Here is a 24,423-nt window from a genome sequence, read left to right as displayed (position 1 = left end):
GCCCCGCCATGACTCCCCGACCCCCGACCGTGCGCGTCGAGCGCTCCGGACCCGTCGCCCGCCTGATCCTCGACCGGCCCGACGCCCTCAACGCTCTCGACCTCGACACGGCCCTGCAGCTGGTGCGCGCCCTGATCACGCTGAACGCCGACGCGGGCTGCACCGTCCTCGTCGTCGAGTCCGCGGGTCGCGCGTTCTGCACCGGCGGCGACGTCTCGGCGATCATGGTCGCCGACCGGCCCGACCAGTACCTCCGCGATCTGGCGACGACCGCGGGCGAGGCCTTCCGCCTGCTCGGCGAGAGCAGCGCCGTCGTCGTCTGCGCGATCGACGGCATCACCGCGGGAGCCGGGATCGCCTTCGCGCTCGCCGCCGACATCGTCGTCGCGACGCCCGCCGCCACCTTCGTCAGCGCCTACGGCGACGTCGGGCTGGTGCCGGACTGCGGCGTCACGGCGACTCTGCCCGCGACGATCGGCCGCCGCCGCGCCCTCGACTTCGTGCTCTCCGGCCGCTCGGTCCGGGCCGCTGAGGCGCTCGAGTGGCAGCTGGTCACCGAGGTCGTCCCCCGCGCCGAGCTCGCGGCCCGTGTCGATGAGCGCGTCCGGGCGCTCGCCGCCCGCCCACCGCTGGTGGCCGCCGCCGCCAAGCGACTGCTGAACGCCGAGCCGCTCGACCTGCGCGAGCGGATCGAGGAGGAGACCGACACCCTCGTCGAGCTGCTCGCGACCGAGCGCACCCGCGCGCTGCTCGAGGCCGAGCACGAGCGGCAGCAGCGCCGCCGGACCCGCAGCAGCATCGCGGCCTGACCGCGCACCTTCGTCAGGACCGGGCGACGAGCCCGCCGAGATCGCGGATCGACGCCGCCCCCGACTGCTGCAGCATGACCCGGAACTCGCGGTCGAGGAGCCCGAGCAGCCCGGCGACCTCGTCGGCACCGCCCACGGCGAGCGCCCACATCAGCGGCCGCCCGACGAAGACCGCGCGGGCCCCGAGCGCGAGAGCCGCGAGCACGTGCCGGCCCGTGCGCACCCCGCTGTCGATGTAGACCTCGGCGTCGGCGCCGACCGCGTCGACCACCTCGGCGAGCGCCCCGACCGCGGTGATCGAGCCGTCCATCCGCCGGCCGCCGTGCGTCGAGACGACGACCCCGGAGGCGCCCGCGTCGACCGCGCGCCGGGCGTCCTCGCCGCGCAGCACGCCCTTCACCAGGACCGGCAGACCGCTGACCGAGCGCAGGCGGCCGATGTCGTCGAGTCCCGGGTTCGGCACGGGACGGCCGAGGACCAGGGCGCGCTCCTGCTCGGTCAGGTTGCCGAGCCGCGCCTTCCCGGGGATCTCCGGCCAGGTCAGCGGCTCGATGCCGGGGCGCTCGCCGCGCAGCACCGGCATCTCGACCGTGAGCATCAGCGCGCGGGCGCCGTTCGACGCGGCCCGCTCGATGAGCGCGTGGGTCACGTCGCGGTCCGCGAGCAGGTAGACCTGGAACCACCACGGCGCACCCGCCGCGGCGATCCGCTCGAACGGCAGCGCCGTGTTCGTCGAGACGCCGAGCAGGGTGCCGGCGCGCGCCGCCGCCTCCGCCATCGCGATCTCGCCCCGCGGATCCGCCGCGTTCTGCTGCGCCATCGGCGCGATCAGCACGGGGCCCCGCACCTCGGTGCCGAGGACCGTGGTCGTGGTGTCGCCGTCGAGCTCGCCGCGCAGCGCCGCCGGTCGGAAGCGGATCGCGTCCCAGGCCGCGAGGTCGGCGTCGCGCTCCGAGCGGCCGCCCGCGACGGCGCCGTAGTAGTCGGCGACGAACCAGGGCAGCGCCTCGCGGGCGCGCTCCTCCAGCTCGGCGACGAGTCGGCGGGTCGGTGCGCTGTCGGCGGTCATGGGCGGCCTCCCCTTCGAGGGCGCCGGTGCGGCGCAGGGGCGGGCCGGGAGGCTCCGCCGCGGCTCGACTGTACCCGCGGGCGCCGCCCCGCGATCGGAGGGGCGCCGCGCTGCCTTCTCGGCTACGGTGGTCCCTGCGAAGGGGAGTAGTTCCCACCGTCCGCCGAGCGGACGACGAGGCGCGTCGACATGCTGGTCCGGAGAGTCCCGGACCCGGCGCGCCACCCGGATCCTCGCGGAACCGGGCGAACGAGACCTTCGGCCAGTCGACACGTGTCCTGGCCGGTCCTCTCGTGCGGGTCGGCCGGGGTGCCGAAGCCCAGGAGATCCCATGGCGACCACCGCCCGAGACACCCCTTCCTCCCCCACTCCCGTGCAGATCCGCCGCTGGCGGCGCTACCTCGCCGACGAGCTGGCCGAGGCCGCGAGCTACCGCGATCTCGCCGAGCGCCGCTCCGGCGAGGAGCGCGAGATCCTGCTCGCCCTGGCCGCCGCCGAGGGCCGGCACGAGGAGCACTGGCGCGAGCTGCTCGGGCCGGCCGCCGAGCCGCAGCCGCGGCCGGACCTGCGCACACGGCTGCTCGGCTTCCTCACCCGGCAGTTCGGCTCGGTCTTCGTCCTCGCGCTGATCCAGCGCGCCGAGGCCCGCTCGCCCTACGCCGACGACGACGACGCGACGGAGGCGATGGCCGCCGACGAGCGGATCCACGGCGAGGTCGTCCGCGGGCTCGCCGAGCGCGGCCGCAACCGGCTCTCGGGCACCTTCCGCGCCGCGGTCTTCGGCGCCAACGACGGCCTGGTCTCGAACCTGGCGCTCGTCCTCGGCGTCGGCGCGAGCGGAGTCGGCACCGGGGTCGTGCTGTTCACCGGCATCGCCGGGCTGCTCGCGGGCGCGCTCTCGATGGGCGCCGGCGAGTTCGTCTCGGTGCGCTCGCAGCGCGAGCTGCTCTCCGCCTCCTCCCCCGACCTCGACACCAACCACGTCGTGCCCGACCTCGACGTCGACGCCAACGAGCTCTCGCTCGTCTACCGCGCCCGCGGGCTCTCGCAGGAGGACGCGGACGCCCGCGCGGCCCGGGTCTTCGCGGGACTGCGCGGCGGCGCGGCGCCGACCTCGCCGATCACCATCGGCGGAGTGAAGGCCGACCCGTCGGTCGACGAGTACGAGTCGATCGGCACCGGCATGGGCGCGGCGCTGTCGAGCTTCTGCTTCTTCGCCTCGGGCGCGATCATCCCGGTGCTGCCCTACCTGCTCGGGATGTCCGGCCTGGCCGCGGTGGTCCTCGCGTCCGTCCTGGTCGGCCTGGCGCTGCTCGCCACCGGCGCGATCGTCGGCCTGCTCTCCGGCGCGCCGCCCCTCGCCCGCGCCCTGCGCCAGCTCGGCATCGGCTACGGTGCGGCGCTCGTCACCTACCTGCTCGGGCTGCTGTTCGGCGCGTCGGGGGTCTAGAGGACACGCTGCTCAGTCAGCCAGCGCAACGGCCTGCCCCATGCTGATCGAGTAGCGCGCGCAGCACGCGTATCGAGATCCACTTCCGCCGGAAGTGCTGGTGACAGCAGGTCTCGATACGCCCCTGCGGGGCTACTCGACCAGCATGTGTGCGGGTGTCTCTTCCAAGTGGATCCCCCTCCGCCGGAGGGGCCGGCGTCAGAGGGTCGTCGCCTCGGACTCGGCCTCGACGTCGTCGGAGGGAGCCTGCTTGGCGGGCCGGGCCCGCCAGCGCAGGGCCGCGACGCCCATCGCCAGCAGCAGCGCGAACGGCAGGCTGCCCAGCAGCGGGATCGAGGCGTAGTAGGTGATCTGGCGCTGGATCCACTCCGGTGACGGGGTGTCGGAGTCGCCGTAGTACGACGCGGGCGGCGAGGAGTAGCCGCTGTAGAGCAGCGCGACGCCGAGCACGCTGCCGGCCAGCCCCGCGAGCAGCAGGGCGAGCAGCCAGGGGTTCCGCCAGAGCGGCGCCGACGGCTCCACGGCGACCTCGACACGGCGGACGGCCACCTCCTCGGGCGCGGGATCGGCGAACGGCTCCCGGGCCGGCGCCGCGTCCGAGGGCAGCCGGGCGGGCGCGCTGATCGGAGCGCCGCCCTCGGCCGCCCGCCGCGAGCGCCGGCTGTCGGCCGTGGTCGCGATGTCGGCGAGGGCGGGCGGCCGCCGGCGCGCGATCCCCTCCGGTGCCGTCCCTGGCCGGGTGAAGGCGCGCTCGTCGCCGCGCACCCGGTCCACTCCCCCGGCGAAACCCCGCTGGAAGGCGGCGTCGTACCGCGGATCGACGCGCTCGCGCTCGGCTCCGCCTCGTTCAGTCATCGTCGACCTCCGGTTCGCTGCCGAGGATCCCGCGCAGCCAGTCGCGGGCCTCGATGAACACCTCGTCGTCGTAGCGTCGCACGTACGAGACCGGACGGCGATCCGCACGGGGATACGAGCCGAGGAAGATCACCCGCGGACTGAAGCGGCGGAGCCCCAGAAGGGCGTCGGCGACCCGCTCGTCGTGCACGTGGCCGTCGAGGTCGATGACGAAGCGGTAGCGGCCGAGGGCGTCGCCGATGGGCCGCGACTGGATCATGCTCAGGTTCACTCCGCGGGTCGCGAACTGCTCCAGCATGTCGAGCAGCGCTCCCGGGGCGTCGGAGGGCAGCTCGACGATCAGGCTGGTCTTGTCGGCGCCGGTGGCCTCGGGCAGCTCCCGCGAGCGGGAGACGTGGACGAAGCGGGTGACCGCGTTCGGGTTGTCGCCGATCCGCTCCGCGAGAACCTCGACGTCGTGGTGGGCGACGATGCCCGGCGGCGCGATCGCGGCCTGCGCGGGCGAGCCCGCGAGCAGGTCGATCGTGGCCTGCACGTTGCTCGACGCCGGCAGGTGCTCGTGGCTCGGGATCGTCCGGTCGAGCCACCCGCGGCACTGGCCGTAGGCGACCGGGTGCGCGGCGACGATCCGCACGTCCTCGAGCCGCGAGCCCGGGCGGCCGACCAGGATGAACGACACCGGCACGAGGTACTCGCCGACGATCCGCACGCCCGGGATCTTCGCCAGCGCGTCCTGCGCGGCCGTCACTCCGCCCTCGACCGAGTTCTCGATCGCGATCACCGCGCCGTCGCTGCGCCCCGAGACCAGGTCGTCGAGCGCCTCGCCGACGTTGCCGACGCTCCGCCAGACGTGCCCGCGCGCCTCGGGCACCTGCGCGAGCGCCGCCTCCGTGAACGTGCCGGAGGGCCCGAGATAGCTGTAGGTGCGGGGGGCGGAGGCGGTGTCGGGGACACCGTCGGAGGCGCGGTCGGGCATGGCGGACAGCCTAGCCAGCGCCTGTCCAGCCGGTATCGCGGCCCCGGCGCGACTGCCACTATGGACCCCATGACCGATCGCGCAGGGAAGCCGGCAGAGGCCTCCGATCTCATCGACGTCGAGGCCCTCGTGAGGGCGTACTACGAGAAGAAGCCGGACGTGTCCGACCCCTTGCAGAAGGTGGTCTTCGGCACCTCCGGGCATCGCGGCTCGTCGTTCGACACCGCCTTCAACGAGGACCACATCGCGGCGGTGACGCAGGCGATCGTCGAGTACCGCACGAACGAGGGCGTCACCGGGCCGCTGTTCATCGGCGCCGACACCCACGGCCTCTCGCGCCCCGCGCTGACGACCGCGCTCGAGGTGCTGGTGGCCAACGAGGTGCGCGTGCTCGTCGACGAGTTCGACGACTACGTGCCGACCCCGGCGCTCAGCCACGCGATCCTCCGCTACAACAACGACCCGTCGCACACCGACCGGGCCGACGGCATCGTGGTCACCCCCTCGCACAACCCGCCCCGCGACGGCGGCTTCAAGTACAACCCGCCGCACGGCGGCCCCGCCGACTCCGACGCCACCTCCTGGATCGCGAACCGCGCCAACGAGCTGATCGCCGACGGCAACCGCGACGTGAAGTCGGCCGAGCCGAGCGCCGTCGAGACCTACGACTACCGCACCCACTACGTCGCGGATCTGAAGAACATCATCGACATCGACGCGATCAAGAAGGCCGGCGTGAAGATCGGAGCCGACCCGCTGGGCGGCGCGTCGGTGCACTACTGGCAGCTGATCGCCGAGATGTACGAGCTCGACCTGACGGTCGTCAACGGCGAGGTCGATCCGGCCTGGGGCTTCATGACCCTGGACTGGGACGAGAAGATCCGGATGGACCCGTCCTCCCCCAGCGCGATGGCCTCGGTCGTCGCCCGCGCGGGCGACTACGACATCCTCACCGGCAACGACGCCGACGCCGACCGCCACGGCATCGTCACGCCCGACGGCGGCCTGATGAACCCCAACCACTACCTCGCGGTCGCGATCGACTACCTCTACCGCCACCGCTCCGGCTGGCGCGAGGACGCGGCGATCGGCAAGACGCTGGTCTCCTCCTCGATCATCGACCGGGTCGCGGAGTCGCTCGGCCGCCGCCTCTGGGAGGTGCCGGTCGGCTTCAAGTGGTTCGTGCCCGGCCTGGTCGACGGCTCGGTCGGCTTCGGCGGCGAGGAGTCGGCGGGTGCGTCGTTCCTCCGCTTCGACGGGACCGTCTGGACCACCGACAAGGACGGCATCCTGCTGGCGCTGCTCGCCTCGGAGATCGTCGCCGTCACGGGCAAGAGCCCGTCGGCGCTCTACCGCGAGCTGACGGAGCGCTTCGGCGACCCGGTCTACGAGCGCGTCGACGCGGTCGCCACGAAGGCGCAGAAGGCGGCGCTCGGCAAGCTCGACGGCGACGCGATCTCGGCGACCACCCTCGCCGGCGAGGAGATCGTCGCCAAGCTCTCGAAGGCCCCCGGCAACGACGCGGCGGTCGGCGGCGTCAAGGTCGTCACCGAGAACGCGTGGTTCGCCGCGCGCCCCTCCGGCACCGAGGACGTCTACAAGATCTACGCCGAGTCCTTCCGCGGCCTCGACCACCTGCACGAGGTGCAGGCCGAGGCCCGCACCATCGTCGACGCCGCCCTGGGCTCCTAGCCCGCGCGCCGCCCGCGGCTCGCGGCCGCTGAGTCGCCCGAGAAGGCTCGTTCCCCACCCCGGGAACGAGCCTTCTCGGGCGAGTCACTGCCGCAGCGCCGCGCGCACCTGGGCGACGACGGAGTCGAGGTCGGCGAGGTCGTCGCCGGTGAGCTCGATCACGGTCCAGCCGGCCGCGCGGAGGCGGCGGGCGCGCGCGACGTCCCTGCGCCACTGGCCGGGCTCCGAGCGGTGGTAGTCGCCGTGGTACTCGATGATCAGGCGTGCCCGGGCGAGGCACAGGTCGACCCGACCGAGGAAGGCGCCCGATTCGTCGCGGATCTCGACGTTCGCCTCGAGACCCCGGATGCCTGCGAGCACGAGCGCGACGCGGACCTGCGACTCGGGCCGAGACTCCGCGCGGCCGTCGAGCAGCCCGAGGGCTCGACGCAGGCGCGCGATCCCGCGTCGACCCGGGTACCGGGCGAGTGCGGCACGCAGGGACTCGTCGCCGACGAGACGACGGTGGAGGAGGTCGTCGCCGACCGCGACGAGGTCCGCCAGCTCGAGAACGGCACCGAGGTCGCACCAGGTGCGGGCCGGAGTGGTCAGCGCGCCTCGCTTGCCGACGACGATGTCGACGTCGCGATCGACCGTGAGGCTGCGGCCCGCCAGCCCTCGCGCGTGCGGGGCCCGGGCCGGTGCGACGACGGCGACGTCCAGGACGGCGCGCTGCTCCCAGTGCCGGTCGAGCGGAGCGCCCCACAGCAGCGCCGCGGTCGGTCCGCAGACGAAGACGTGGTCACCGAGCCGGTGCAGCACCGCCGCACAGCGATCCGCGAGCGTGACGGCCGGAGCCGACGATCTGACTCCGTAGGCCGGCGACGGGAACTCCGCCGACCGCATCCGCGCCCGCGACAGCCCCGCGGCGCTCCCCTCCGCCACCCTGAAGAGGCCCTCCGGCCCGTCGCCACTCACCGCGCCATGCTGGCGCCCCTGAGCGACCCGTGCGTCGAGTTGTCCACAGGCACCACTGACTCGCCCGAGAAGGCTCGTTCTCGGGGTGGAGAACGAGCCTTCTCGGGCGACTCAGTGGGTGACGGCTACCAGCGGGGGTGGACCGTGGGGCGGAAGTGGGTGTCGTAGAGGGCGTTGACGGCCTCCATGAAGGCGGGGCCGAGGGGGGCGGCGTCCGCGGCGGTGGCGTTCGCCTTCGCCTGCTCGACGGAGCGGGCGCCGGGGATGACGGCGGTGACGCCGTCCTGCTGGATGATCCAGGCCAGCGCGGCGGCGGCGGGGGCGAGGCCGTGGTCGGCGGCCAGGAGGGAGAACTCCTGGGCGGCCTCGACGCCGGTGGCGAAGTCGACGCCCGAGAAGGTCTCGCCGACGTCGAAGGCGGAGCCGTCGCGGTTGTAGGTGCGGTGGTCGTCGGGCGCGAAGGTCGTCTCCGTCGTGTAGCGGCCGCTGAGGAGGCCGGACGCGAGCGGGACGCGTGCCAGGATTCCGACGCCGGCCTCGCGGGCCGCCGGCAGCACCGCGTCGAGCGGCTTGAGGCGGAACGCGTTCAGGATGATCTGGACGCTCGCGACGTTCGGTCGAGCGATGGCAGTGAGCGCCTCCTCCGTGCGCTCGACCGAGACGCCGTAGTGCGCGATCGCGCCCTCGTCGACCAGGGTGTCCAGCGCGTCGAAGACGGCGTCGTCGGAGTAGACGGAGGTCGGCGGGCAGTGCAGCTGCACGAGGTCGAGCGTGTCGACGCCGAGGTTCGAGCGCGAGCGGTCGGTCCAGGCGCGGAAGTTGTCCAGCACGTAGTTCGCGGGGATCTGCTCCACGCGGCGGCCCATCTTCGTCGCGACGAAGACGCCCGCGTCGGGGTGCGCGGCCCGCCAGGCGCCGATGGTCCGCTCGCTGCGGCCGTCGCCGTAGACGTCGGCGGTGTCGAAGAGGGTGACGCCGGACTCCGCCGCGGCGTCGAGGATCGCGAGGGCGTCGCTCTCCGCGACGTCCCCCCAGTCGGCACCGAGCTGCCAGGTTCCGAGGCCGACGACGGAGACGGGCGCACCGGTGCGGCCGAAGATTCGAGTTTCCATCCCACCACCGTAGGTGCGGCCGGAGGATGCGAGCAGCCCCTTGCGCGTGCCCTACCGTCGGAGCATGAGCCTCGTCGTCCTCGGAAGCGCCAATCTCGATCACGTCCACCGGGTGGCCCGCATCCCCGCGCCCGGCGAGACCGTGCTCGCCCTCGACTCCCGCACCTTCCCCGGCGGCAAGGGGCTCAACCAGGCGGTCGCCGCCGCCCGCACGGTCGCGGGCAGCAGCTTCGTCACGAGCCTCGGCCGCGACGCCGCGGGCGACGAGCTCGCGGGGCTGCTGGCGGAGGAGCCGCTCGAGCTGCACGCGCGCCGGGGCGACGAGCGCACGGGCACCGCGCAGATCACGGTGGACGACTCCGGCGAGAACGCGATCGTCGTCGACTCCGGCGCCAATGCCGCCTTCACCGACCTGACCGCGGCGGAGGAGGCGCTGATCGCCGGCGCCTCGGCGCTCCTGCTGCAGCTCGAGATCCCGGTCCCGACCGTGCTGGCGGCGGCGCGGGCCGGCCGCGCGGCGGGGACCACCACGATCCTCAACGCGGCGCCGATCGGCCCGCTGCCCGAGGAGCTGCTCGCCGAGCTGGACGTGCTGATCGTCAACGAGCACGAGGCGCGCGAGCTCGGCGCCGAGCGCGGCATCGCGGCGGCGGACGACACCGCCCTCGCCGTCGCCCTCACCGCGCTCGTCCCGGTGGTGCTGGTGACGCTCGGCGCGGACGGCGTCGTGGTCGCCGTCCGCGACCGCGAGCCGGTGCGCGCACCGGCCTTCCGCGTCTCCGTCGTCGACACGACCGGCGCGGGCGACACCTTCTGCGGCGTCTTCGCGGCACGGCTCGCGGCCGGCGGCGAGAGGCTCGACGACCCGGCCGCGCTGGTCGAGCTCGTCCGCTGGGCGACCGCCGCCGCGGCGATCTCGGTCACCCGGGCGGGAGCGGCGGTCTCGACGCCGACGGCCGGCGAGACGGAGGCGTTCCTCGCCGAGCACGGCGCCTAGCGGCGGCACCCTCAGCGACGGCGCACTCCGGCGTCAGTCGACGGAGGCGATCCGGACCGCGACGCGCGCGCGGCGCCCGGGGTGCTCGCGCCGGCACCACTCGCGCACCGCGGAGCCGACCGCGCGGGCGATGTCCGGCGCCGACGACTCGGCGGCGACGCAGACGTCCGCGGACACCGACACCTCGTCGCCGAGGACGCGGACGAGCACCGGCTCGGCGAAGGTGCCGCCGGAGACCGCGCCGAGCGGGCCGTCCGCCGGATCGACGGTGGCGGGCGTCAGCGCGCCGGCCGCGTGCGCGAGGACGTCGCGCACCTGGCCGCGCGCCGGGACGAGCATCGCCACTCCTGCGAGGGCGCGGATCTCGGCGGTGAGCACGGCGGCCGCACTCGGCGCGGATCCACCGGGGGCCGCCGCGGGGACCAGCACGGCCGGGGCGACGGGGAGCTGCTCGGACCCGGTCACGACTCCTCCTCCCCCGGGACGTAGACGTCCTCGACGCGCACGTCGATCGTCGAGACGCGCAGCTCGGTCTGGGTGAGCAGGCGGGAGTGGATGCGCTCGCGCACCTGCTGCGCCGCGTCGGCGATCGGCACGCCCCAGAACACCGAGATCGTCACCTCGACCGCGATGTCGGCACCCGGATCGGCGACGTCGCCCTGCAGCCGGCAGCGGCCGACGAGGACTCCGGAGACGCTGTCGCCCGCCTCGCGGACGATGCCGCGGACGGCGCCCTCGGTGATCGTCAGCTCGACATCCGGATCGGTGCTCGCGAGCGGGATGTCCCGTCCGGCCCGCGCCTCGCGCCGAACCTGGGTGAGGATCGAGCCGAACCAGCTCTCGGCGGGGGCCGGCAGGTGCGCCGCGTCGTCGTCGATCAGCGCACCGGAGAGCGCGCGGACGCGCTCGAGGGCGCGCAGCGTGCGCCGGTGCTCCGGCGACTCCTCGATGGCGGGGTCGTAGGGCAGGCGGCCCCGGTCCAGGTAGTCGCCGAGCTCGTCGATGCCGATCGCGTCGGCGGAGCCGGCGTCCGGATCGGCGTCGGCGTCGTCCGCGACCAGCGGCACGGGCAGCGGCAGCACGGCGTCCTCGCCGGTGCCGGGCAGGCCGGGCGTCTCGTCCGGGGTCATCGCGCCGACTCCTTCATCGCGCCGACTCCTTCATCGCAGGCCCTCATCGCCAGTCCTCCATCGCCACGACCAGCGACTCCCGTGCTCGGGCGAGCTTGCCGCGGACGGCGGTGGCGGTGATGCCGAGGTGCTCGGCGATCTCACTGTACGACTCGCCGCCGACCTCGCGGAGCAGCCAGCACTGCCGCTGGGTCTCGGGCAGCTCGGCCAGCGCCTGGGCGAGAGCGCGCATCGCGTCGCTCTGCTCGACCGACTCGAACGGCCCGGGCTCGCGGGCCGGCGGGTGCTCGACGGCGTCGACGTCGTCGACCGGCTTGCGCTGGCGGAGCAGGTCGACGCTGGAGCGGCTGACGATCCGCATCATCCAGCTCCGCACGCTCGCCGGCTCCTGGAGCTGCGGAAGCTGGGCCCAGACGGTGATCAGCGCGTTCTGCACCGCGTCGGAGGCGTCCGCCTGCGAGCCGGTCAGCCGCCAGGCGTAGGCGCGGAGGATCGACTGGTGCCGCTTGACCAGCACCTCGAACGCGCGGACGTCGCCCTCGGCGGAGCGCTCGGCGAGGAGCGCGTCGCTCGCCGTCTCCAGACCGGGCATGGGGCTCCTCCAGCGGGCACCGGCTCGAGCCGGCATCGACCATCAGGTGACTATCAGGAAAAACTCCGGATCGCACCGTGACGAATCCCCGTCGGGCTCCGTCTCACTCATGAAAGCACAGCCCGACGGGAAATCCGCCGGACTCCCCGACCCCGGCCGCGCACCACCAGCGGCCGACGACACGCACAGGAGTCACCATGAGCGACAGCACGCGCACCCCCGCCACCCCCGCCACTCCCACCGCCCCCCGCGTCGACAAGGCGTCGGTCGACACCGTCACCAGCCTCGGCAACAGCGCCGCCTCGGGCACGGCTCAGGGCCGCACCGTCATCGACGACGCCGTGATCGCCAAGGTCGCCGGCATCGCCGCGCGCCAGGTGCCCGGCGTCTTCGCCCTCGGCAACAACGCCGCCCGCGCCTTCGGCGCGATCCGCTCGGCCGTCGGCGGCAACGACCACGCCCAGGGCGTCAGCGTCGAGGTCGGCGAGACCCAGGTCGCCGCCGACGTCACCCTCGTCGTCGAGTACCCGGTGCCGATGCAGTCGGTCGCCGACCAGGTCCGCGCTGCCGTCTCCGAGGCCATCACCGAGCTCGTCGGCATGTCCGTCGCCGAGATCAACGTCGCCATCGTCGACGTGCACATCCCCGGTGAGGACAAGGGCGACACCGAGACCGAGAGCCGCGTCCGATGAGCGACCCCCGCACCCCCGCACCCGCCCCGGCCGGCCGCAGCACCACGCTCGGCCTCGTCGTCGGCGCGGTCCTCGCCTTCGCCGCCCTGCTCTTCGGCTTCTGGGGCTTCGTCCTCACCGCCGTCTTCATGGCGCTCGGCGTCCTGATCGCGCGGATGCTGGACGGCTCGCTCGACGTGCGCAGCCTCGTGGACGTGTTCCGCGGCCGCACCACCTCCCGCTAGGAGTCGCCGTGACCGCACTCGACCAGCGTCCCGGCGAGCGGACCGCTCCGTCGGAGCCGGGCACCGTCACCATCTCCGTCCGCTCCCTCGAGCGGATGGCCGTGGCGGTCGTCCACGAGGAGCTGGGCGTCGAGGTCTCCGCGATCCGCGTCCGGCTGTCGGACGACAGCGGCGGCCTCGCGCTCGCCGTCTCCGCCCCGGTCCTGACCGAGGGCGCCTCCACCGCCGAGGGGAGCCTGCTCGATCGCCTCCACCGCGACCGGGCGGCCATCGCTTCCCGGATGGGCGCGCTCACCGGCCGCACCGTCAGCCGCGTGGACATCCGCGTGACCGGCACCCGCATCCCGACCCGAGCCACGAGGAGAGTCGCATGAGCCCCGCAGCCACACCGCGCGACGCGGCACCGGACGCGCGCTACCGCCGCTACCTGCGCCGCGAGACCCACAGCTCGCGCTCGGCCGCCCAGATCGTCGTGCTCGTGCTGATCATCCTGATCGCCGCGTACGTCGGAACGGAGGCGGTGCTCGCCATCGTCGGGGCCGCTCCGCTGCTGCTCGCCCCGTCCGCGCTCCTCGGCGCGATCGTCGGCGTGACCGATCTCGCCTCCGGCGCGATCATCGGCATCGCCGTCGGCACCGCGGTGCTGGCGCTGATCCTGCTGCTCCTCGCCCTCGCCCCGGGCGCCCGCGCCCGCCACACCGTGGCGGACGACCGGCTCGCCGTGGTGATCGACGACGGCGTGATCGCCTCCTCGCTCGCCCGCTCGGCCCGCTCGGCGGCCCGCTCGCGCCGCGAGGACACCCGCGCCTCGATCGGCCGCCGCACCGCCGTGATCGAGGTGACCCCCTCCTCGGGGATCACCGTCGACCGCGACTCCGTGCAGTCCGCCGTCGACGACGAGCTGAGCCGCATCGCGGCGACGCCCGCCACCCGCGCCACCGTCCGCATCTCCGAGTCCGGGAGGATCTGATGACCACGAGCAACCGGTTCGTGAACCGCCTGATCCTCTTCCTGGTCGGCCTCGTCCTCGCCGCCGTCACGGCGGGCCTGGTCCTGATCGCCGTCTCGCAGCCGGTCCGCGACGCGGTCGCCGACTTCGCGGACGGCCAGGGCGCGGCCCTCGTCTCCCGCATCTCGCCGGAGGACGGCACCGCCTGGAGCGACGCCGCCGTGCTGTGGCCGCTCTACGCGATCGTCGGGATCTGCCTGCTGGGCATCGTGCTCGCGATCGTCCTGATCTCCGCCCACGGCCACGGCCGCACGAGCACCGTCCTCACCGACGCGGGCTCGTCCAGCGGCGTCGCCGGAGAGGTCGAGATCGCCACCGGCTTCGCCGAGGACGTCCTCGAGAACGCGCTGGCCGGCCGCACCGACCTGCTGGACGTGACCGTCTCGGCCTACCGCCACGGCTCGTCGACGGCGCTCAAGGTCCGGGTCCTGCCCCGCGGCGGGGTCTCGCCCCGCACGGTCGTGGACGCGGTGCACCAGGAGGTCCTGGAGCTCGATCGCCTGCTCGGCGCGCGACTGCCCGTCGTGCTCGAGGTCGCCTCGAGCGCCCGGGCCGGGTTCTCCAAGGAGGACCGGGTCGCCTGATCCGCGAGCGCCCGCGCTCGCCACCACTTCCTCCGGCGGACGTCGCCGGAGGACGAACCGAATCGAACGGAAGGAGCCCCCTCATGGGTGCTGACGACAAGATCCGCAACGCGGCCGAGAACCTGCTCGGCAAGGCCAAGGAAGCGGCCGGCAAGCTGACCGACAACGAGAAGCTCGAGGCCGAGGGCAAGGCCGACCAGACCAAGGCGCACACCAAGAAGGTCGGCGAGGACGTCAAGGACGTCTTCAAGAACTGACGCCCTCGTCGAACGACGAAGAGGCCGCCTGTCGCTGATGCGACGGCGGCCTCTTTCGCTGTGTCCGGGCTCCCTGCGGAGTCCTGGGCTCGCGGCCCCGGGGTTCCGGCTCAGACGCTCCAGAACATGATGCGTCCGGCCGAGGCCGAGTCGATGCTCTGGTCGAGGTTGTCGGCGGTGTGCGAGGAGTAGAGGATCGTGCTCCCCTTCACGCTCGTGACGACGCCGGTGTGATCCCAGTCGCCCGAGCCGTCCCAGTCGAACTGCACGACGTCGCCGGGCTTGACCTCCGAGCGCTGCGCGTTCGTGAGCGGCGTCGCCCGCTCCGGGTGCGCGGCCAGGTAGGAGTTGAACGCGGTCGAGGAGGCCCAGGCCGAGCTGTAGCCGCCGGTCCGCGAGTAGCTCCACTCGCCGTCCATCTCCCAGCCGCGGGCGATCAGCGACTGCGAGGTGAAGTTGACGCAGTCGTTGCCGCCGATGACGCCGTACTGCGCGGAGTTGTAGTCGGACCAGTAGGTCTGCAGGTAGTCGAGCTGCGAGGCGAGGCGGCTGGCCTCGAGCGCGGCGGCGGCCTTCGCGGCCTCGATCGCCGGGTCGGGCGTGTAGGCGAAGGTGATCGCGGAGGCGACGACCTTGGTGGTCGCGAGGACGCCGGTCGCGGTCGGGCTGGGCGAGGCGGTCGCGGTGGGGGCGACGAGCTCGGCGGGCTGCGCCTCGGTCGCGGCGGCGGCCGGCGTCGCGGTCGGAGTGGCGGTCGCGTCGGCGGTGGTCGGAGTGGCCGCCGGTGTGGCCGTGGTCGCGGTCAGCGGCTCCTCGGTCGAAGTCGTGGTGTCCACGGCGGGCTGCACCGTCTCGACCGGCGTGCCGTCCACGGTCGCGGCTGCGACGGAGTCCGTGACGGCGTCGAAGGTGATCGGCGCTCCCCCGGCGTCGAAGAAGGCGACGGGGACGACACCCTCGGTCTCGCCGTCCGCGGGCGGCGCCGTGACGGTGATCTGGTCGGGGTTGTCGACGGTGACGCTGCCCTCGGCGTCACCGAAGCGGACCGTGGCGACGGAGTCGAGGTTCGAGCCGGCGATGGTGACGCTCGTGCCGCCGGCGACGGTGCCGGTGGTGGTCGAGACGCTGCTGAGCACCACGCGGGCGTCGGCGGTGATGGCCGGCAGCACGGTGACGGGCGCTGCCGTCGCCGTCGGGGCGGCGGTCGAGGCGGTCGCCGACTCGGCGTCGGCGGAGGCGCCGACGGTGAGGCTCACGCCGGAGGCGGCGGCCACGAGGACGAGCCCGCCCGACATCGCCAGCACGAGGTGCCGGCGCGAGGGGCGGAAGAAGGAGGAGCCGCGACGAGCGGGCTCGACGCGCTGGCGGTGCCCCTCGGCGGCGCGGCGGTCGCGGCGGGAGGGGAAGACGTCGCCGCTCGCGGGGTGCAGCGGGGCTCCGGCGGAGGGGCGGATGCCCTCGGCGGCCGGCGCGAGCGCGGCGGGAGCGAGGACGGCCGGGGCCGGGGGCTCGACGGCGGGGGCGGCAGGAGCGGCGACCGGAGTCGCGCGGACTCGGCCCTCGCGCTCGCGCGCCTCTCGGCGGGTCAGCGGCGGTGCGAGCTGAGCGTCGGCGGGGGCGACCTCAGCGGCGGCGGGCACGGTGGAACGGGTGGAACTGTGGGGCACAGGGGAACTCACGGGTCGGTGCGCACGGGGGCGGGGGCGTGCGGGATTTCAGGGGGAAGCGGCCATGTCACCACGCGGGAGTCGGAGTCCCCTAAGGGTTGCCTCCGAAAGCACTCCGAGTAACGGTACGGTAACAACGCCCGTCTGTCACGTCCGCTTCTGATCGCGGCCGTCTCCGCAAGCCCTTGCGGACCGATTTCCGGACACATCTGGATGTCCGAACGGACACGCCGTCAGCCCCGGAGTTTCTCGATCCTCCGAACGGCCGCGCGCCGCCGATTGTGCAGCCACCCCCAGCTGGAGAAGTTCCGGGCGTAGAAGATCCAGATTCCCGGGATGGTCGGCAGACCCTCCTCCGCCAGGCGCGCGTTGATCCGCTGCCCGTCCTTCCCAGTGCCGTCGCTCTCGGCGAAGACCGATCGGAGGCGAACGAGCACGTCGGAGGAGAACGGATGTCCGGCGATCGCGGCGTCGATCACCTCCAGCTCGCGCTGCAGCTTCTTCCGCGTCGGTCTCCGGAGCACCGTGCTTCCCTTCCGCCTTTCGGCCACGCGGTCGGGAACCCCTCCCGCCCGCGTCTCAACAGGCTTGTCACCCTCCAACGGATGCGCCGACAGCTCCCAGTCCGTTCGAGCACAGGGCAGGCTTACCCACGGACGACGAGCGGGTTCAACCCCGATGCCGCTCGATCCTGCGCCGAGCGGCACGTCGTCGATTGTGCAGCCACCACCAGCTCGGCCAGCTCCGCAAGTAGAGGAGCCCGAGCCTGTGCAACTCAGGCAGCCCCTCCTCCGCGAGTCTTGCGCTGATCAGGTCCTTGTCCCCCGCGCCCTGCTCGATGATCGCCTCGATGCGCTTCGTCCGCTCCGAGGAGAGCACGTGCGCTGCGATGGCGGCCTCTGCCGTGTCGAGGTCCCGCTGAAGCCTCTCGCGCGAAGAGCGGCGGAACATCACGTCCTCACTTTCCAGTGAGGCAGGCGGCGATCGACTTCGCCAGCGCCACACCGATCGAGCCCGGGAGACCAGATGTCGCGGCGAGGCCGATCTGCGCCCCGTTGAGTCCCAGTCCGACCATGCACTTGAACACGAAGGGCGCAAGCCACGCCGGGTCGGCGACCACCGGGTACGCCACTTCAGGCGCCGTGTGGTCGACGGTCTGAGTGAGGGTCGAACCGGACACCGAGTAGTGCGTCGGGATCCGGTCCCCGTCCGCGTCGATCGCCCACGCTGCTCCGATGAGCAGCGCGACGCCGCCGTCGGCGTCGACGACCGCCGCTCCTTCGCCGAGCAGCTCGAGCCGCTGCCCCTCGGCGAGGGTCACGTCGTAGGAGTAGTCGGCGGGAGCCTGAGCATCCGCGATCGTCGTCAGCATCTGCACGCCTCGATCGCCGACCACGACGGAGGTCGCGCTGTGAGCTGCGGGGTACACGACTCCGCCGTCCGCGAGGGCGGCAGCCCGACCGGCGCTCTCCGAGTCGGGGAGATCGACGATCACGGTCCGAGCGCCGTCGCCGATCCGGACACCGGCGGACGGATCGGACGGTACGACGATCGAGCCGGAGCCCAGGTCGGCCGTCCCGGCACCCTCGAGAACAGCGTCGTGAAGGAGAGTCGGATCGACCCTCTCGACGTTCTCGAGTGCCTCGGCGACGGTCTTCGGCGCGAGCGTCGGCGGGCCCGGGTCCTCGGCGGCGATCGCCGCCGGGGCGAGGAGTGCGGAGACGGCCACGAGGGCCGTCAAGGACAGAGCGGACGAGCGCCTCGAGGAGGCGAGCAGCGGGAATGTCATGAGATCTCCTTCGATCGAAAGCGAGCCTGCCTCGCTTTGAAGGAGAGGTTAGGGACGTGCTCTTTCGAACGGAAGGCGTGGCGTGGGATGCCCGACAGGGCGCGCCAGGATGCGCGAAGAAGTGATGTCGAGTCCGCCGATCAGCCGACCGGGGACACCGCTAGGAGACCGTGCCCGGCGCGTAGTCGGGGGCGTCCGGCAGCCCGAACAGGCGCTCGAGTGTCGGGATGCCGGCGTCGTGCAGGTGCTGCGCGAGCTCCACGCCGATGTAGCGGAGGTGGTACGGCTCCGACTCGTAGCCGGTGATCGGCGTGGTGTCGGGCTTGTAGCGGACGAGGAAGCCGAAGCGGTGCGCGTTCGCGCCGACCCACTGGCCCTCGGGGGTGTCGCCCCAGCAGATCTCGAGGGCGCACGTCCCCGAGGAGCCGACGACGTCGACGGCCCAGCCGGTCTGGTGCTCGCTGTGCCCCGGGCGCGCGCTGGTCGCGTCCGCTCCGGCCTGGCCGCGGGAGGAGACCCAGCCGGCGTAGACGCTGACCTGCGTGTCGTAGGAGCGGTAGGCGCTCTGCACCGCGAGCGTCAGGCCGGCCTCGCTCGAGGCCGCCGCGAACATCGGCACCAGCGCGTCCGCGGTCGCCTGGCGCATCGGCTGGCGGTTGACGTAGCGCACGTCCGGGTAGACGAGGTCGGCCGGCACGTAGTCGACCGGATTCAGGGTGCGCAGCTTGTTGACGACCACCCAGATGCTGGCCGGGTCGTCGTTCGAGTGGGCGGAGAGGTCGATCCCGGGCGTCGCGGCCGGCGGCGTCGGCGTCGGCGTCTCGGTCGGGGTCTCGACCGGAGCGGCGCTCGCCGTGGCGGAGGCGCCGGCCGACGCGCCCGGGGTGGCACTCGGAGTCGCGGACGCGGTCGGAGCGCTCGCGCGCCCCGCGCCGAGGGCCGCGTTCATGCCCACGGCGGCGATCCCGGCGGCCACGGCGACTCCCCCGATCACCAGGGCTCGGCGCCGTACGGGGCGCCCGTCGGGGGCCGGGTTCTCGTCCGAGGTCATGCTCCGAGCCTACGCGGGGCCCCGCTCGCGCCCGCGGAGAGCGCTGTCAAGCACTGAGGGGTGTCTCCGTTCAGCACTGCTCCTCCACGCGGGTGTCGAATATCCTCAAAGGATTCACATAAGCAGACCCCCTAGCTTGAGTGACAGCCTCGGCGACCGCGCGCATCCGCCCCCTCGGATGAGCCGCCCACCGGTCCCGATGACGAGAGGACCCCATGCTGCGCCCCCTGCACGTCCGAGCAGTCCCCCTCCCCGCCCTCGCCCGCGCGATCGAGCTGCCCGACGGCGACGTCCCGCTTGTCGAGGTGACCGGGATCACGCTCACCGCCTCCGACGTCGAGCCGGGTGACCTCTTCGTCGCTCTCGCCGGCGTCCACCGCCACGGCTCCGACTTCGTCGCGGAGGCCGCCGAGCGCGGCGCCGTCGGCGTCCTCACCGATCCGGCCGGCGAGTCCGCCTCGCGCGCCACCGGTCTGCCCGTGCTGGTCGTCGACGACCCGCGCGCCCGCCTCGGCGCCGTCGCCGCCGTCGTCTACGCGACCACCGAGCGCGCCCCCCTGCTCCTCGGCGTGACCGGCACCAACGGCAAGACCTCGACGGTGCACATGCTCGAGGGGATGCTCCGCCAGCTCGGCGTCGTGCCGGGCCTGAGCTCCACGGCGGAGCGCCACATCGGCGATACCTCGGTGACGAGCGGGCTGACCACTCCCGAGGCGACCGAGCTGCACGCCCTCATCGCGCGCATGCAGGAGGAGGGCGTCGGCGCCGCGGCGATCGAGGTCAGCGCGCAGGCCCTCACCCGGCACCGCGTCGACGGCGTCGTCTTCGACGTCGCGGCGTTCACGAACCTCAGCCACGACCACCTCGACGACTACGGCGACATGGACACCTACTTCGCCCAGAAGGTGCAGCTGTTCCAGCCCGACCGCTCCCGCCGCGCGGTCGTCTCGCTCGACTCGCCCGCCGGGCATCGGATCGTGGCGGAGGCGGGCGTGCCCGTCACCACGATCACCTCGCTCCCCGACGTCGACGCCGACTGGCGGGTGAGCATCCTCGAGCAGGAGTTCGGCCGCACCCACTTCCGCGTCGAGAACCGCGAGAACCGGGCGATCACCACCTCCGTCCCGATCATCGGCTCGCACATGGCGGCCAACGCCGCCCTGGCGATCGTGATGCTGATCGAGGCGGGCCGGCCGATCGGCGAGATCCGCGCCGCCCTGCACCGCGACGGCGGCCTCGACGTCTCGCTCCCCGGCCGCACCGAGCGCGTCTCGGGCGAGCGCGGCCCCACCGTCTACGTCGACTTCGGTCACAGCGCCGACGCCTTCGCCCGCACGCTCGAGGCGGTCCGCGAGGTCACCCCCGGCCGCGTGATCATGGTCTTCGGCGCCGACGGCGACCGCGACGCCCTCAAGCGGCCGGCGATGGCCGAGGCGGCCGTCTCGGGCAGCGACGTGCTGGTGATCACCGACCACCACCCGCGCTTCGAGGACCCGGCGTCGATCCGCGCCACGCTGCTGGCGGCGGCCCGTGCGGCGCGTCCCGACGGCGAGATCCACGAGGTCGACGACCCCAAGCGCGCGATCCGCGTCGCGGTGTCGCTGGCGCACGAGGGCGACTCGATCCTCTGGGCGGGACCCGGGCACCAGAACTATCGCGACATCGAGGGCGTGCGGACGCCGTACTCGGCGCGGGCCGAGGCGCGGGCGGCGCTCCGCGAGGCCGGCTGGGCCGAGGCGGGGATCCCGGCGCACAGCTGATCGGCGGCGATCGGCGCCCTTGATCGCCGCTCGCTTCGAGCCCTTCATCGGGGGCGCTTCGGGCCCTTCATCGGGGGCGCTCCCGGACCCTGAGCAACGGCATCGGACCCCGGATCGGGCGGCGCCCTCTGAGATCCTCCACAGGCTCGCCGGAAGCAGTGCCGGTGAGCTCGCACGCGGTGTAACTTTGCGCAGCACGCAACGTTTGCGGCGGTCCGCCGTGCCCTGGCGGCGTCCGCCAGACAAGGGGACCCCCGTGACCGATTCCGCCCGCCCACCCGCGACCGCCGCCACCCCGTCGGGCGCGATCATGACGCACCGCCAGATCCTCTTCGTGATCTTCGGCCTGATGGCGGGGATGTTCCTGTCCTCGCTCGACCAGACCATCGTCGGCACCTCGATGCGCACCATCGCCGACGACCTCGACGGCCTCTCGCAGCAGGCCTGGGTCACCACCGCGTACCTGATCGTCTCGACGATCGCGACGCCGATCTACGGCAAGCTCTCCGACATCTTCGGCCGCCGCCCGCTCTACCTGATCGCCATCGTCCTGTTCCTGATCGGCTCGCTCCTGGCCGGCTTCGCGACATCGATGCTCGGCCTCGCCGGCTTCCGCGCGGTGCAGGGCCTCGGCGCCGGCGGACTGATGTCGCTCGCCCTCACGGTGATGGGCGACATCCTCCCGCCGCGCGAGCGCGCCAAGTACCAGGGCTACTTCCTCGCCGTCTTCGGCATCTCGAGCGTCGTCGGTCCGCTGATCGGCGGGCTCCTCGCCGGCACCCCCGAGATCCTCTTCATCACCGGCTGGCGCTGGGTCTTCCTGATCAACCTGCCGATCGGTGCCGTCGCGCTCTTCATCGTCGTGCGCTTCCTGCACCTTCCCAAGCCCGCCGCCCGCCGCTCCGTCCGGATCGACTGGTGGGGCGCCGCGCTCGTCATCGTCGCCGCCGTTCCGCTCCTCCTCGTCGCCGAGCAGGGCCGCGAGTGGGGCTGGGGCTCGCCGATCGCCTGGGTCTGCTACGTCGTCGGCGTGCTCGGCATCGTCGGCTTCATCGCGGCCGAGCGGATGATGGGCGACGACGCGCTGATCCCGCTCAAGCTCTTCCGCTCGCCGACCTTCTCGATGGCGACCGTCCTGGGCGTGCTCGTCGGCTTCGGCATGTTCGGCGGCATGATGGCGCTCCCGCTCTACCTGCAGCTCGTCAACGGCGCGACGCCGACCGAGTCCGGCTTCCTGATGCTGCCGATGATCCTCGGCCTGATGATCGCCTCGATCGTCTCGGGCCAGATCATCTCGCGCACCGGCCGGTACCGCGCCTTCCCCATCCTCGGCACCTTCCTGATGTCGGCGGCGTTCTTCTACCTGTCCTTCGTCTCGATCGACAAGCCGGTGATCTTCGTGATGGGCGGCATGCTGCTGCTCGGCCTCGGCCTCGGCCAGATGATGCAGACGCTGACCCTCGCCTCGCAGAACTCGGTCGACACGGCGAACATGGGCGTCGCGACCAGCGCCTCGACGTTCTTCCGCCAGATCGGCGGCACGCTCGGCACCGCGGTCATCTTCTCGGTGCTGTTCAGCCGCATCCCCGAGACGATCGCCGCCGCTTTCAAGAACCCGACGATCGCCGCGAACCTGCAGGCCGCCGCCTCGGACCCGACGATCGCGGCCGACCCTGCCAACGCCGGCATCCTGAAGCTGCTGCAGTCGCAGGACACCGCGGCGATCGGCTCGGCGCTCGACGGGGACACCTCGTTCCTGAACACGGCGAACGACGCGCTCTCGGCGCCGTTCCTCACCGGCTTCAACGACGCGACGGTCACGGTCTTCCAGGTGGCGCTCGGCGTCGTGCTGCTCGCCTTCGTGCTCTCCTGGTTCCTGAAGACCCCGCCGCTGCGGGCGAAGTCGGCGATGCAGGAGGCGCACGACCTCGCGAACGAGGACGCCGCGGCCGAGCTGCGCCGCACCGACCCGCAGATGGCCGCCCGCGCCGGTGCCGATCTCGCCGCCGGCAGCATCGAGCCCGACGTGCGGACCGACTCCGTCGCCACGGCGCCCCGGCGCACGGAGGACGGCGACCGGCGCGGCTGAGCGCTGAGCCCGGTCGACTCCCCGCGACCCTCGACGGCCCGGACGCCTCGGCGTGCCGGGCCGTCGGCGTTCCCGGAGCCACGCCTTTGCCCGCAGGGCCGCCCGGCCCACCTCCCGCACCGCCAGCGCGGCGAGAGAGCGCTCCACCGGGATGGTCGTAGGATGACGGGACAGCCGCCGAAGGAGTCCGCAGTGACCGTTCCCCCCTCCCCCGCCTCGCCGACCCTGCCGGCCCAGATCGCGCGGGCCGAGCGCCTCGCCGCACGCGACTGGCCCGCCGGATTCCTCTGGGGCTCCGCCACCGCCGCCGCGCAGATCGAGGGCGCCGGCCACGAGGGCGGCAAGGAGGACAGCATCTGGGACGCCTTCTCCCGCGTCCCCGGTGCCGTCGCGAACGGCGACACCCCCGAGGTCGCCGTCGACCACTACCACCGGATGCCGGCCGACGTGCAGCTGATGAAGCGCCTCGGCCTGGCCTCCTACCGCTTCTCGGTCAGCTGGTCGCGGGTGAAGCCCGGCGACCGCGCCGTGAACGACGAGGGGCTCGACTTCTACTCCCGCCTCGTCGACGAGCTGCTCGGCGCCGGCGTCCTGCCCTGGCTGACCCTCTACCACTGGGACCTCCCGCAGGCCCTCGAGGAGACGGGCGGCTGGACGAACCGCGACACCGCCGAGCGCTTCCGGGACTACGCGGAGGCCGTGCACGCGCGCCTCGGCGACCGGGTGGCGCATTGGACGACCTTCAACGAGCCGTTCTGCTCGACCCTGCTCTCCTACGGCGCCGGGATCCACGCGCCGGGTGTGATCTCGCAGCAGGCCGCCCTCGCCGCCGTGCACCACACCCACCTCGCGCACGGACTCGCCGTCTCGGCCCTGCGCGAGCTCGGCGCGCAGAACCTCGGCATCACGCTCAACCTCTCCAACGCCGTCCCCGACGACCCGGAGGACGAGGTCGACCTCGACGCCGCCCGCCGCTTCGACGCGCTGCAGAACCGCATCTTCCTCGACCCGCTGCTGCTCGGCGAGTACCCCGAGGACCTGCTCGAGGACGTCGCGGGCCTGGGCCTGGACGAGCTGATCCAGGACGGCGACCTCGCGACGATCGCGCAGCCGCTCGACTTCCTCGGCGTGAACCACTACCACGACGACAACGTCTCCGGGCACCCGCTGCCGGCCGGCGCGGAGGACTTCGCCCAGGCCACCGAGCGCGAGGTCGGCTCGCCGTGGGTCGGCTCGGAGTCGATCACCTTCCCCTCGCGCGGCCTCCCCCGGACCGCGATGGACTGGGAGGTGCACCCCGACGGGCTGCGCTACCTGCTCACCCGGCTGGGCCTGGAGTACGAGAACCTCCCGCCGCTCTACGTCACCGAGAACGGCGCCGCGTACGACGACCTCGTCGAGGACGGCCGCGTGCACGACGTCGACCGCACGCAGTACGTGCTCGACCACGTCGAGAAGGTCGCCGACGCGATCGACCAGGGCGCCGACGTCCGCGGCTACTTCGTCTGGTCGCTGCTCGACAACTACGAGTGGGCCTGGGGCTACGAGAAGCGCTTCGGCATCGTCCGCGTCGATTACTCCAGCCAGGAGCGGCTGATCAAGGACTCGGGACTCGTCTACTCGCGGCTCATCGGCGGCACCGCGGCCGAGGCGCTGGACTAG

26 protein-coding genes are annotated in these 24,423 nt (G+C 73.2%); 13 read left to right on the top strand and 13 right to left on the bottom strand.

Annotation, left to right across the window (positions count from 1 at the left end):
• Positions 1-8: 8 nt before the first annotated feature.
• Positions 9-809: an enoyl-CoA hydratase/isomerase family protein gene (locus tag EDF22_RS01970; RefSeq protein ID WP_123702031.1), complete on the top strand. Its 801-nt coding sequence runs from the start codon at positions 9-11 to the stop codon at positions 807-809.
• 13 nt (positions 810-822) lie between these two features.
• Here EDF22_RS01970 and EDF22_RS01965 read toward each other — a convergent pair whose 3' ends face one another.
• On the bottom strand, positions 823-1,878 hold the full coding sequence (locus EDF22_RS01965; protein ID WP_185038663.1) for an alpha-hydroxy-acid oxidizing protein: 1,056 nt from the start codon (positions 1,876-1,878) through the stop codon (positions 823-825).
• Between the two features lie 331 nt (positions 1,879-2,209).
• Between EDF22_RS01965 and EDF22_RS01960 the strand changes: the two genes are divergently transcribed.
• A complete protein-coding gene (locus EDF22_RS01960) occupies positions 2,210-3,328 on the top strand; it encodes a VIT1/CCC1 transporter family protein (RefSeq protein WP_123445000.1) in 1,119 nt (372 codons plus the stop codon).
• Positions 3,329-3,526: 198 nt separating this feature from the next.
• Here the strand turns inward: EDF22_RS01960 and EDF22_RS01955 are convergent, their stop codons facing one another.
• Both EDF22_RS01955 and pheA read right to left on the bottom strand, forming a co-directional pair.
• On the bottom strand, positions 3,527-4,183 hold the full coding sequence (locus EDF22_RS01955; RefSeq protein ID WP_123702028.1) for a hypothetical protein: 657 nt from the start codon (positions 4,181-4,183) through the stop codon (positions 3,527-3,529).
• Positions 4,176-5,159: a prephenate dehydratase gene (gene pheA / locus EDF22_RS01950; RefSeq protein WP_123702026.1), complete on the bottom strand. Its 984-nt coding sequence runs from the start codon at positions 5,157-5,159 to the stop codon at positions 4,176-4,178. Before pheA ends, EDF22_RS01955 begins: the two co-directional genes overlap by 8 nt.
• A 69-nt stretch (positions 5,160-5,228) precedes the next feature.
• Between pheA and pgm the strand changes: the two genes are divergently transcribed.
• The gene (gene pgm, locus EDF22_RS01945) at positions 5,229-6,851 is read left to right on the top strand and encodes a phosphoglucomutase (alpha-D-glucose-1,6-bisphosphate-dependent) (RefSeq protein WP_123702024.1); all 1,623 of its coding nucleotides are present in this window, start codon (positions 5,229-5,231) and stop codon (positions 6,849-6,851) included.
• Positions 6,852-6,935: 84 nt separating this feature from the next.
• Here the strand turns inward: pgm and EDF22_RS01940 are convergent, their stop codons facing one another.
• Together EDF22_RS01940 and EDF22_RS01935 are read right to left on the bottom strand one after the other, a co-directional pair.
• Positions 6,936-7,808, bottom strand: coding sequence for a DUF559 domain-containing protein (locus EDF22_RS01940; RefSeq protein ID WP_148059083.1), 873 nt, complete (start codon positions 7,806-7,808; stop codon positions 6,936-6,938).
• A gap of 125 nt (positions 7,809-7,933) precedes the next feature.
• The gene (locus EDF22_RS01935) at positions 7,934-8,920 is read right to left on the bottom strand and encodes an aldo/keto reductase (RefSeq protein WP_123702021.1); all 987 of its coding nucleotides are present in this window, start codon (positions 8,918-8,920) and stop codon (positions 7,934-7,936) included.
• Between the two features lie 64 nt (positions 8,921-8,984).
• Between EDF22_RS01935 and EDF22_RS01930 the strand changes: the two genes are divergently transcribed.
• On the top strand, positions 8,985-9,917 hold the full coding sequence (locus tag EDF22_RS01930) for a ribokinase (RefSeq protein ID WP_123702019.1): 933 nt from the start codon (positions 8,985-8,987) through the stop codon (positions 9,915-9,917).
• Positions 9,918-9,950: 33 nt separating this feature from the next.
• Here the strand turns inward: EDF22_RS01930 and EDF22_RS01925 are convergent, their stop codons facing one another.
• The 3 genes from EDF22_RS01925 to EDF22_RS01915 are packed head-to-tail and all read right to left on the bottom strand — an operon-like array spanning position 9,951 to position 11,639.
• Positions 9,951-10,382 (bottom strand): hypothetical protein, encoded by a 432-nt coding sequence (locus EDF22_RS01925; protein ID WP_123702017.1) that lies wholly within the window; start codon positions 10,380-10,382, stop codon positions 9,951-9,953.
• Entirely contained in the window at positions 10,379-11,047 is a 669-nt protein-coding gene (locus tag EDF22_RS01920; RefSeq protein ID WP_123702015.1) for an Asp23/Gls24 family envelope stress response protein, read from the bottom strand. The genes EDF22_RS01925 and EDF22_RS01920 overlap by 4 nt, the downstream gene beginning before the upstream one ends.
• A gap of 43 nt (positions 11,048-11,090) precedes the next feature.
• Positions 11,091-11,639: an RNA polymerase sigma factor gene (locus EDF22_RS01915; protein WP_123444992.1), complete on the bottom strand. Its 549-nt coding sequence runs from the start codon at positions 11,637-11,639 to the stop codon at positions 11,091-11,093.
• Between the two features lie 197 nt (positions 11,640-11,836).
• Here EDF22_RS01915 and EDF22_RS01910 point away from each other — a divergent pair, with 197 nt between their 5' ends.
• From EDF22_RS01910 to EDF22_RS01885, 6 genes are all read left to right on the top strand, one after another.
• The gene (locus EDF22_RS01910; protein ID WP_123702013.1) at positions 11,837-12,331 is read left to right on the top strand and encodes an Asp23/Gls24 family envelope stress response protein; all 495 of its coding nucleotides are present in this window, start codon (positions 11,837-11,839) and stop codon (positions 12,329-12,331) included.
• Positions 12,328-12,555 carry a DUF2273 domain-containing protein gene (locus tag EDF22_RS01905; RefSeq protein ID WP_123444990.1) on the top strand — a complete coding sequence of 76 codons (228 nt, stop codon included), beginning with the start codon at positions 12,328-12,330 and terminating at the stop codon, positions 12,553-12,555. The genes EDF22_RS01910 and EDF22_RS01905 overlap by 4 nt, the downstream gene beginning before the upstream one ends.
• Before the next feature lie 8 nt (positions 12,556-12,563).
• Positions 12,564-12,929 (top strand): hypothetical protein, encoded by a 366-nt coding sequence (locus EDF22_RS01900; protein ID WP_123702011.1) that lies wholly within the window; start codon positions 12,564-12,566, stop codon positions 12,927-12,929.
• Positions 12,926-13,525, top strand: coding sequence for a hypothetical protein (locus EDF22_RS01895; RefSeq protein WP_123702009.1), 600 nt, complete (start codon positions 12,926-12,928; stop codon positions 13,523-13,525). The genes EDF22_RS01900 and EDF22_RS01895 overlap by 4 nt, the downstream gene beginning before the upstream one ends.
• A complete protein-coding gene (locus EDF22_RS01890) occupies positions 13,525-14,148 on the top strand; it encodes a hypothetical protein (protein WP_123702007.1) in 624 nt (207 codons plus the stop codon). The genes EDF22_RS01895 and EDF22_RS01890 overlap by 1 nt, the downstream gene beginning before the upstream one ends.
• 83 nt (positions 14,149-14,231) lie before the next feature.
• On the top strand, positions 14,232-14,405 hold the full coding sequence (locus tag EDF22_RS01885; RefSeq protein WP_123702005.1) for a CsbD family protein: 174 nt from the start codon (positions 14,232-14,234) through the stop codon (positions 14,403-14,405).
• 110 nt (positions 14,406-14,515) lie between these two features.
• Here the strand turns inward: EDF22_RS01885 and EDF22_RS01880 are convergent, their stop codons facing one another.
• The 5 genes from EDF22_RS01880 to EDF22_RS01860 form a co-directional block, all read right to left on the bottom strand.
• On the bottom strand, positions 14,516-16,045 hold the full coding sequence (locus EDF22_RS01880) for an amidase domain-containing protein (protein ID WP_123702003.1): 1,530 nt from the start codon (positions 16,043-16,045) through the stop codon (positions 14,516-14,518).
• Positions 16,046-16,305: 260 nt separating this feature from the next.
• Positions 16,306-16,779, bottom strand: coding sequence for a hypothetical protein (locus EDF22_RS20370; RefSeq protein ID WP_148059082.1), 474 nt, complete (start codon positions 16,777-16,779; stop codon positions 16,306-16,308).
• The gene (locus tag EDF22_RS01870) at positions 16,742-17,023 is read right to left on the bottom strand and encodes a hypothetical protein (RefSeq protein ID WP_123704619.1); all 282 of its coding nucleotides are present in this window, start codon (positions 17,021-17,023) and stop codon (positions 16,742-16,744) included. The genes EDF22_RS20370 and EDF22_RS01870 overlap by 38 nt, the downstream gene beginning before the upstream one ends.
• 7 nt (positions 17,024-17,030) lie before the next feature.
• Positions 17,031-17,861: a hypothetical protein gene (locus tag EDF22_RS01865; protein WP_123701999.1), complete on the bottom strand. Its 831-nt coding sequence runs from the start codon at positions 17,859-17,861 to the stop codon at positions 17,031-17,033.
• Positions 17,862-18,021: 160 nt separating this feature from the next.
• Positions 18,022-18,912, bottom strand: a complete 891-nt coding sequence (locus EDF22_RS01860) for a M15 family metallopeptidase (RefSeq protein ID WP_148059081.1) — start codon at positions 18,910-18,912, stop codon at positions 18,022-18,024.
• 215 nt (positions 18,913-19,127) lie between these two features.
• Here EDF22_RS01860 and EDF22_RS01855 point away from each other — a divergent pair, with 215 nt between their 5' ends.
• The 3 genes from EDF22_RS01855 (at position 19,128) to EDF22_RS01845 (ending at position 24,423) form a co-directional block, all read left to right on the top strand.
• Positions 19,128-20,672 carry a Mur ligase family protein gene (locus EDF22_RS01855; RefSeq protein ID WP_123701995.1) on the top strand — a complete coding sequence of 515 codons (1,545 nt, stop codon included), beginning with the start codon at positions 19,128-19,130 and terminating at the stop codon, positions 20,670-20,672.
• A gap of 310 nt (positions 20,673-20,982) precedes the next feature.
• A complete protein-coding gene (locus EDF22_RS01850) occupies positions 20,983-22,761 on the top strand; it encodes an MDR family MFS transporter (protein WP_123704617.1) in 1,779 nt (592 codons plus the stop codon).
• Between the two features lie 162 nt (positions 22,762-22,923).
• On the top strand, positions 22,924-24,423 hold the full coding sequence (locus tag EDF22_RS01845) for a GH1 family beta-glucosidase (RefSeq protein ID WP_123701993.1): 1,500 nt from the start codon (positions 22,924-22,926) through the stop codon (positions 24,421-24,423).

Source organism: Rathayibacter sp. PhB127 (assembly GCF_003751665.1).
GTDB classification, from domain to species: domain Bacteria; phylum Actinomycetota; class Actinomycetes; order Actinomycetales; family Microbacteriaceae; genus Rathayibacter; species Rathayibacter festucae.
Note: the sequence above shows the minus strand (reverse complement) of the source record. Positions and strands in the feature narration are given on the sequence as shown.